The organism is Neobacillus sp. KR4-4 (assembly GCF_042136325.1).
GTDB lineage: Bacteria > Bacillota > Bacilli > Bacillales > Cytobacillaceae > Neobacillus.
The window spans coordinates 341,301-347,926 of the sequence record NZ_JBHHJU010000001.1; the positions used below are offsets into that span (position 1 = coordinate 341,301).

Sequence of the window (6,626 nt, forward strand, 5' to 3'; positions counted from 1 at the left end):
CTATCATAATTTTTTTTATTCTGCCATTCATCCTACCTATATATACTTGTACGAATGAAATTCAATAAAGTTTCAAAATTTTAATAAAAACCTAAAGGCGGTTTAGAACTTCAGGAATAAAATCGGCATAGCTGTCAATATGAAAATCCGCCTCAATGTTTTGATTCTGAAAGGCGCATGTTTTAATCTTTAATTTGCGAGCGGGAATTAAGTCTAACTCACGATCACCGACAACCAAATCAATTTGGTAACTTTTTAATACATATTCATATGAGGAGCTGTGTGGTTTTCGTGTAAATCCTTGTTCCTCCACGGAAACAATGTCTTTAAAGTAGTCTTTTAATTGGTATTTCTCAAGCAGAAATACAGTGGATTCCTTATCACGATGTGTCACAATAATATTATTCTCCACAGAGGATAATGCTTCCTTTAAGTGTTCAAATGGCTTGCTTTCTGTCTTTGAATAATAATTATGTAAAGTTTGGTATTCAAGTCTCTGCTCCTCACCGATTCCATAATGCTTAAAGGCAGTCTTGGAATCAATTTTAAGCCATTTAAGAACCTCATCACGGTCCAAATCTTGTTGGCTTAAGCGGATGAATCCAGAGACAAGTGCTGGATAGGTGTCAAAAAGAGTTCCGTCAAAATCCCATAATACGTTCATAATAATCCCCCGTTTCCAAAACGTTTTCATTTTTCTTTTAAGAGAGTACCATAACTTGAAATTAAAGAAAAATCATTAGGACAACAAAGGGGAAAAATTTGTTATACTTTACAAAGGGAATGTACATCTTAATAGATAGAAATGAGGGATAACCATGCCATTTGATAGTTCAACACTTGGATTGCCATATTTTAGCTTAGAAGCAGCAGCAGTGGACAAAAGTCCAAGTGAATTAGTCATCAGTGACGAAAGTAAGGAAAACTATTACATAGTTTCTCGCGAAGTATACGAGGACGGCCCGCAGCAACATGGATATATCATAGTTGTAGAAGAAGGAGAGTAGAGCTGCTCTCCTTTTTTATTTGGAGAAAAAGCAACAAAATAGCAGGAAAGGAAGGATTGAAAGAGTATTAATTAATACAAAAGCCTGTTATTTGTCCTTCATACCAATATTCACTAAAATATAACAAAGGAGTGAACCAATTGAGTTATCAACAAAAAACAAAAGAAACTGAGCACAGTGTCATGGAGTTTATTGAACAAGTAGACAATCCGAAAAAGCGTGAAGATGCGTATAAATTAATTGATATCTTTACTGAAACGACAGGTTATGAGGCAAAAATGTGGGGGCCAAGTATCATTGGTTTTGGTTCTTATCACTATAAATATGAATCTGGTCATGAGGGAGATGCCCCTTTGGTTGGCTTTTCACCACGTAAGGCAAAAATTAGTTTGTATTTTGCACCTGGTGAGACGAAGCGTGAGGAATTACTTAAAAACTTTGGGAAATATACAACTGGGAAAGCGTGTGTTTATATCAATAAAGTTGCCGATATTGATGTTTCTGTATTAAAAGAGCTCATTACCGAGTCAATCCGATTTTTACAAAAGGCATATCCCCAACAATAATAATGAACGCTTCCCACTATTTATGTAGGAAGCGTTTGTTTTATTCTAGCCAATGAAATTAGCCAATTCCTGGGTAAACTTCTTCTGCTCTTCCCAGAACAACCCATGCCCGCTATGTTCAAACCAAACCAGTTTAGAATTCTGTATGCCTTGGTGAAGGACGGAAGCCAGCGGCGGCAGGCAAATTTGATCGTGTTTCCCATGAAGAATCAATGTAGGCACTTGAATCCTTTTGATATCATCGAATAAGGTTTCATCTCTTAAGGAATTAAGTAAACCTGCGGTGGAATGACCTGCAGCTTGGAGTCCTAATTGAAAAAACCAGTCTGAAAATGGTTTGGTGATTGCCTGATGGAAGAACATGTTCGTGAAGTCTGCGAGCATTTTCGGACGATCGTTATAAATTTGTCCCAGTAATGTATTGACATCCTTCGCTTCTAACCCAAAAGGGAAGCCGGGCCGCTTGGTAAAACTAGGGGCAGCCGCACCGAATAGGGCTAATTTTGAAACCCCATAGCCGCTATGACGCTCCATATATCTAATTACAATCGCTCCACCTACTGAATGGCCAGCGAGTGTGAAATGCTGTAAACGAAGCGCTTTCACAACTTGGCGAATATCATCAGCCATTCTGTCGTAAGAGTAGCCTTTCCATGGTTTATCTGATTTGCCAAATCCTCTAAGATCAATCCCAATACATCGATATCCCATGGAAGGAAGGACATTAAACTGATATTCAAATAAATTATGATTTGCAGGCCAGCCATGGACAAAGAGGACGGTCTTATGGCTCTTGGGATTAATATCTTCTACATAAATGTTGACTTGAGAGGCAACCTTTACATAATACCCCATTTTGACCCCTCCTATATAAAAGTATGGAAAACCATCTACAACTAGGCTATTCATCAATAGCTAGGCTAATACGTAGGGAACCTTTTCGTACAGGTTGTAAATCTTCATTATTCTTATACTTTTCAGATAGGAATTTTTCGATTATATTAGGAAAAAAGTCTTGGTAAATAAGGGATATTGTTATTCTGATATTACAAATAGGAGTAATTTCCATGAAGAAAATTGTTGTTATATGAGGAGAATTTATATAATATAAACTAAGTATAACTGAATAGAGAAAATAATATTTCATTTTATAAGTCAGAGTTGATTCATTATAGTAATCAACTTTTATTATATTGAAAAGGAGAAATGCAAATGAAGAAGATTAGTTTAGCGTGGCAGATTTTCATTGGGCTCATTCTCGGTGTCATTGTGGGTGCGGTTTTTTATGGTAATCCACATGTGGCAAGTTACCTGCAGCCGATTGGCGATATATTTATTCGTTTAATTAAAATGATTGTTGTTCCCATTGTTATTTCTAGTTTAATCGTGGGTGTTGCTGGTACTGGAGATATGAAGTCATTGGGGAAACTGGGTGGTAAAACCCTGCTTTATTTTGAAGTGATCACTACGATTGCGATTGTTTTAGGACTTCTATTTGCAAACGTATTCCAGCCAGGTGCAGGTGTAGATAAATCAAAACTTGCGAAAACAGATATAAACAGCTTTGTAAGCACAGCGGAACAAACTGAATCTCATTCAATGATTGATACTGTTGTAAACATTGTTCCTACAAATATCATTCAGTCTCTCGCAAACGGGGAAATGCTGCCAATCATTTTCTTCTCCGTTATGTTCGGGCTTGGAGTTGCGGCAATTGGGGAGAAAGGCATTCCAATCATTAATTTCTTTAGAGGAACTGCCGATGCGATGTTCTATGTTACCAACCAGATCATGAAGTTAGCGCCATTCGGTGTGTTCGCATTAATTGGTGTGACTGTATCAAAATTTGGTGTTGCTTCATTAATACCATTGGGTAAACTAGTTCTTGTTGTATACGGAGCCATGTTTTTCTTCATTCTAGTTGTCCTAGGTTTAACAGCAAAACTTGTTGGATTTAACATTATCCATCTCATTAAGTATCTAAAAGATGAATTAATTTTAGGCTACTCAACAGCAAGTTCGGAAGCAGTTCTTCCAAAAATCATGGAAAAGATGGAGAAACTTGGCTGTCCTAAGGCGATTACATCTTTTGTTATTCCAACAGGATATTCCTTCAATCTTGATGGATCTACCCTTTACCAAGCGATCGCAGCGCTGTTTATTGCACAGATGTATGGTATTCATATGAGTATTGGCCATCAGATCACCTTAGTACTTGTATTGATGTTAACCTCTAAAGGAATTGCGGGGGTACCAGGCGTATCATTTGTAGTTCTTCTTGCTACATTAGGAAGCGTAGGAATTCCTGTAGAAGGTTTAGCGTTTATTGCCGGGATTGATAGGATCCTTGATATGGCACGAACTTGTGTTAATATTGTCGGAAACTCTTTGGCTGCCATTGTTATTACTAGATGGGAAGGCCACAAGCTTAAACCTTATCAAGAACAAAAAGCAGCTTAATAGCGGAGAAAGGACATCTTCAACATGGAGATGTCCTTTTTCGTTTGAAGGGGATCGCTTTAGGAATGTAGATTCTGAATATTAAATGAAGCCAGATAATATTATTGACTTATACAGATTGATTAATCATACTAAAATTAATAAAACCGATAGAATTACTTAGATTTAAATATTTATTAGAGGGGATTCATTTATGTCACGAGATGATCAGGGAATTAATAAAAGTCCAAAAGAGATTACTGCAGATGGTGCGTTTAATCGTCAAAAGAACAGATTTACTACGCCTTTCGGTCAAAACGATGGAGAGCTGCCAGTTGAAGCCGGGCGTTACCGATTATTATGGTCTGCTGTCTGCCCATGGGCCCATCGGTCGGTTATTGTCCGCAGTGTTCTCGGGTTAGAGGAAGTAATCAGTTTAGGGACAGCTAGTCCTATGCGGCCGAATCTTCCCCACGTGGATTGGGAGTTTTCTTTAGATGAGGACGGCATTGACCCAGTATTAGGAATTAGGTATATGAGTGAAATTTATTTAAAAACAGCTGCAGATTATACTGGCAGGCCAACGGTGCCTGTCTTCGTGGATGTGAAGGAGCAAAAGGTCGTTAATAATGATTATTTTAAACTGACGAACTATCTCGAAACTGCCTGGGCTCCTTTTCACAAAGAGCATGCACCTGATTTGTATCCGGAACATTTACGTGCGGAAATTGATGCAATAAATGATCTCATTTTCCATGAGGTCAACAATGGCGTCTATAAATGTGGATTCGCCCAATCACAAGAGGCCTACGAACAGGCATATGACACTTTATTTGCAAGATTGGATGAGCTGGAGGAGCGTTTGTCGAAACAGCGGTTCTTATTTGGTGATTTTATTACGGATTCTGATGTTCGGTTGTATGCTACGTTAATTCGCTTCGATGCTGCCTATTATTCTGCCTTCAAGGCCAATCGAAATCGGATAGTCGATTTTCCTAATCTATGGGGCTATTTAAGGGATCTTTATCAGACTCCTGGGTTTGGTGATACGACAGATTTTGATGCGATTAAACGGCACTACCATTTGTCAAACCATATCGCGAGTAATGATCAAAAGGGATATACTATTTTGCCGAAAGGCCCTGATCTATCTGGTTTGACATCGGAACATCATCGAGAAGCTTTAAGTAAAAACGCTGAGAAATTCTTAATAGACTGAGAAAAAAATTTGATTAAAAGCAGGTGGAAAAATGAATATACGTGATGCTGCAGCGGATGAATTCCCATTTATTCGCGAGCAAAGAGTTCACTCCTATGAAGAACATGCCCAAAGCATTCCACAAGAGCATTGGCAGGCTCTTAAACAAGCCATTTCGTCAGAAGCAGATTTGCAGGAAAATGTGGAACGGATTGTTGCGGAGTTGGATGGGAGTATCGTAGGCAGTGTTGCCTTATTTCCAGCCAAAACTGATGCTTATGAAGGATTGGTGGGTGAGTTGGATTATCCCGAGATCCGGATGCTCGCAGTCACACCGCACGCTCGAGGAAAAGGAGTAGCAGCTGCCTTGATCTCAGAATGTATGAAGCGTGCAAAAGCACAGGGATATCCAGCGATTGGCCTGCACACAGCGGATTTTATGGTAAGTGCGATGAAGCTATATGAACGAATGGGTTTCGAGCGGTTACCCCAATACGACTTTGAACCTGCCAATGATGGTATTATCGTAAAAGCTTTTCGACTTATTTTAAAATAATTCAAATGGGTTTTAAAAACCCACTTGACAGGTAGGAAAAGTCAGAATAAAATGTAAATAATTAAAATATATCGTAAACGTTAAATTAAGCTGATTGGAAAACCAAAGGCTTATACTCTTAGAAATAATAAAGGGGTATAGGCCTCTTTTGTTAGGAAGGTGACTGATCATGAATTTTCCAATAAGTAAGTGCAGTCCACATTGTTGTCTGTCATTGGATCATTTTTTTTTTACAATAAAACCAAGTATTCTTATATGAAATTGGTAGAATGAGAGAGGATGATATGATGGCATACGTGGATCAAGCAAAAGCAAATTATATACTGTCGATACTTAAAGGGCTGGAGTATGGATCTGTGGTGATAACAGTTCATGATGGCAGCATTACCCAAATTGATAAAACAGAGAAAACTAGATTTGCACAACAAAAAAAGTACATCCCGAAAGAACAAAAGTAATAACACTTATTATCTCGTTCATTTTAAAAATATTGCCGATCAGTCCACTGAAGGCTACTTATTCTCTAGACAATCCGAAGGATGACCATTTCTGACGGGTCTTTTACTAAGGCCGTAACGCAGAAATTCATCTAACAGGAATTGTCTAGTGATAGGTAGTCTTTTTTGTTTGGCTGTGTTAAAGGTTAATGTTGATTTTAGCACTCTGTTGATTGGAGAGGAAGGCACGAAGACTCCTGCGGGAGTACGGGGCAGGGGAGACCCCACAGGAGCAAAGCGACGAGTTATCATGAACGAAACTAGCTCCTTACTCGTAACATCGTAGATTAATTTGGTTAGAATGTTTACTGGAAAAAACATAACCAAATCAGAGCTACATTACGGAAGGAGCTAGTTATTATG

General features: G+C 38.4%; 9 protein-coding genes. 7 read left to right on the forward strand and 2 right to left on the reverse strand.

Translation table 11 applies throughout. From position 1 onward, the window contains the following. Positions 1-91 precede the first annotated feature (91 nt). Entirely contained in the window at positions 92-664 is a 573-nt protein-coding gene (locus ACE198_RS01630; RefSeq protein WP_375374473.1) for an HAD-IA family hydrolase, read from the reverse strand. A 154-nt stretch (positions 665-818) separates the two neighbouring features. On the opposite strand from ACE198_RS01630, the gene ACE198_RS01635 reads away from it, so the two are divergent. Together ACE198_RS01635 and ACE198_RS01640 are read left to right on the forward strand one after the other, a co-directional pair. Continuing rightward, positions 819-1,007 carry a hypothetical protein gene (locus ACE198_RS01635; protein WP_098575879.1) on the forward strand — a complete coding sequence of 63 codons (189 nt, stop codon included), beginning with the start codon at positions 819-821 and terminating at the stop codon, positions 1,005-1,007. A gap of 182 nt (positions 1,008-1,189) precedes the next feature. Continuing rightward, complete coding sequence (locus tag ACE198_RS01640; RefSeq protein ID WP_375374492.1) at positions 1,190-1,573, forward strand: DUF1801 domain-containing protein; 384 nt, start codon at positions 1,190-1,192, stop codon at positions 1,571-1,573. Positions 1,574-1,618: 45 nt separating this feature from the next. Here ACE198_RS01640 and ACE198_RS01645 read toward each other — a convergent pair whose 3' ends face one another. Continuing rightward, positions 1,619-2,428: an alpha/beta fold hydrolase gene (locus tag ACE198_RS01645; RefSeq protein WP_098575877.1), complete on the reverse strand. Its 810-nt coding sequence runs from the start codon at positions 2,426-2,428 to the stop codon at positions 1,619-1,621. A gap of 357 nt (positions 2,429-2,785) precedes the next feature. Here ACE198_RS01645 and ACE198_RS01650 point away from each other — a divergent pair, with 357 nt between their 5' ends. From ACE198_RS01650 to ACE198_RS01670, 5 genes are all read left to right on the forward strand, one after another. Then, a complete protein-coding gene (locus ACE198_RS01650) occupies positions 2,786-4,033 on the forward strand; it encodes a cation:dicarboxylate symporter family transporter (RefSeq protein WP_375374474.1) in 1,248 nt (415 codons plus the stop codon). 193 nt (positions 4,034-4,226) lie between these two features. Next, on the forward strand, positions 4,227-5,231 hold the full coding sequence (locus ACE198_RS01655; RefSeq protein WP_375374475.1) for a glutathione S-transferase family protein: 1,005 nt from the start codon (positions 4,227-4,229) through the stop codon (positions 5,229-5,231). A 31-nt stretch (positions 5,232-5,262) separates the two neighbouring features. Next, positions 5,263-5,766: a GNAT family N-acetyltransferase gene (locus tag ACE198_RS01660; protein WP_375374476.1), complete on the forward strand. Its 504-nt coding sequence runs from the start codon at positions 5,263-5,265 to the stop codon at positions 5,764-5,766. Between the two features lie 287 nt (positions 5,767-6,053). After that, a complete protein-coding gene (locus tag ACE198_RS01665) occupies positions 6,054-6,224 on the forward strand; it encodes a YezD family protein (protein WP_375374493.1) in 171 nt (56 codons plus the stop codon). Between the two features lie 169 nt (positions 6,225-6,393). Further along, a complete protein-coding gene (locus ACE198_RS01670) occupies positions 6,394-6,549 on the forward strand; it encodes a hypothetical protein (protein WP_375374477.1) in 156 nt (51 codons plus the stop codon). Positions 6,550-6,626 lie beyond the last annotated feature (77 nt).

Coding starts and splice junctions, on each gene's coding strand:
- ACE198_RS01630 (WP_375374473.1), bottom strand. CDS start 664: ATGAACGTATTATGGGATTTTGACGGAACTCTTTTTGACACCTATCCA.
- ACE198_RS01635 (WP_098575879.1), top strand. CDS start 819: ATGCCATTTGATAGTTCAACACTTGGATTGCCATATTTTAGCTTAGAA.
- ACE198_RS01640 (WP_375374492.1), top strand. CDS start 1,190: ATGGAGTTTATTGAACAAGTAGACAATCCGAAAAAGCGTGAAGATGCG.
- ACE198_RS01645 (WP_098575877.1), bottom strand. CDS start 2,428: ATGGGGTATTATGTAAAGGTTGCCTCTCAAGTCAACATTTATGTAGAA.
- ACE198_RS01650 (WP_375374474.1), top strand. CDS start 2,786: ATGAAGAAGATTAGTTTAGCGTGGCAGATTTTCATTGGGCTCATTCTC.
- ACE198_RS01655 (WP_375374475.1), top strand. CDS start 4,227: ATGTCACGAGATGATCAGGGAATTAATAAAAGTCCAAAAGAGATTACT.
- ACE198_RS01660 (WP_375374476.1), top strand. CDS start 5,263: ATGAATATACGTGATGCTGCAGCGGATGAATTCCCATTTATTCGCGAG.
- ACE198_RS01665 (WP_375374493.1), top strand. CDS start 6,054: ATGGCATACGTGGATCAAGCAAAAGCAAATTATATACTGTCGATACTT.